We start from the raw sequence: 1,361 nt of genomic DNA, 5'->3' as shown, positions 1-1,361 counted from the left end.
ACCATGTGCTGGCCACCAGTTATCGAATGAGCGTAAAACCCCGTACTTCTAGTGCGGGGATGTAAGCTCCCAGCCCAACAGGGCTGGTAAAGATTGCAATTTACACAAAAATAGTTATTCTTGTAATTATGACTAAACGAGCTTACAAATACCGATTCTATCCAACGTCTGAGCAAGAAAAGCTACTTGCCCAAACTTTCGGCTGCGTACGTTTTGTCTACAACCATATCCTTCGCTGGCGTACCGACGAGTACTACAAGAACGGCAACAGTGTTAATTACAACGCAGCATCAAAGCAGCTTACCGAACTGAAAAAGAACCCTGAATATCAGTGGCTGAACGATGTTTCTTCAGTACCCATTCAGCAATCACTACGCCATCAACAAACCGCCTTCAAGAACTTTTGGGAAGGTAGGGCTAAGTACCCGACTTTCAAGAAGAGACACGCAAAACAGAGTGCAACTTTTGCTTCGTCTGCTTTCAAGTACAAAGATGGTCAGCTCTTCATTGCTAAAAGCAAAGAGGCTCTGAATATTCGCTGGAGTCGAGAACTGCCTTCCGAGCCCTCCAGTGTCACTATCAGCAAAGATCGTGCAGGTCGGTACTTTGTTTCCATGCTGTGCGAATTTGAAGCTAAACCAATGCCTATTAGTCACAAGACAGTGGGCATTGATTTAGGTTTGAATGATCTGTTCATCACTTCAGACGGTGAAAAATCCGGCAATCCAAGACACACCAAACGCTACGAGGAAAAGCTCGCCTACCTTCAGCGTCAGTTGTCAAAAAAGCAGAAAGGCAGTAGTAACAGAGCCAAAGCAAAGCTCAAGGTTGCACGTACTCATGCCAAGATCGCTGATTGCCGGATGGATGCTACCCACAAAGCATCCCGCAAACTCATTAACGAGAACCAAGTCGTAGTTTGTGAAGACCTTGCAGTGAAGAACATGATTAAGAATCCAAAACTGGCAAAACACATAGCCGACGCAAACTGGGGAGAATTTGTCCGACAGTTGCAGTACAAGGCAGAGTGGGCTGAAAGACAGGTCGTTCAGATCGACCGATTCTTTCCAAGCTCAAAGCGTTGCTCAGGTTGCGGGTTTGTCCATGAAAGTCTGCCGTTGTCTGTTCGTGAATGGGACTGCCCTGAGTGCAATACCCATCACGACAGAGATATTAATGCAGCCATTAATATTAAAACCGCCGGGCTGGCGGGGTTAGCCTGTGGAGCGACTGGAACGGGGGTGGCTGCGTAAGCAATCATCTAGGGAAGGCGTGTTGAAACAGGAATCTGGTTTGGTGACGAACCAGGAATCCCCGTCGTTCACGGCGGGGAGGATGTCAACCATACCTCTGTTCAGGGT

The 1,361-nt window shown here is 47.4% G+C and carries 1 protein-coding gene; it reads left to right on the top strand.

Going from position 1 to position 1,361, the window contains the following annotated elements:
* Nucleotides 1-128: 128 nt before the first annotated feature.
* Nucleotides 129-1,253 carry an RNA-guided endonuclease TnpB family protein gene (locus tag J7359_RS19810; RefSeq protein WP_209059998.1) on the top strand — a complete coding sequence of 375 codons (1,125 nt, stop codon included), beginning with the start codon at nucleotides 129-131 and terminating at the stop codon, nucleotides 1,251-1,253.
* The last annotated feature ends 108 nt before the right edge of the window (nucleotides 1,254-1,361 follow it).

The sequence above is a fragment of the Paracoccus sp. R12_2 genome (assembly GCF_017744015.1).
In the GTDB taxonomy this organism is placed as follows: domain Bacteria; phylum Pseudomonadota; class Alphaproteobacteria; order Rhodobacterales; family Rhodobacteraceae; genus Paracoccus.
This window is presented reverse-complemented; position numbering and strand designations above follow the sequence as displayed.

Coding starts and splice junctions, on each gene's coding strand:
- J7359_RS19810 (WP_209059998.1), top strand. CDS start 129: ATGACTAAACGAGCTTACAAATACCGATTCTATCCAACGTCTGAGCAA.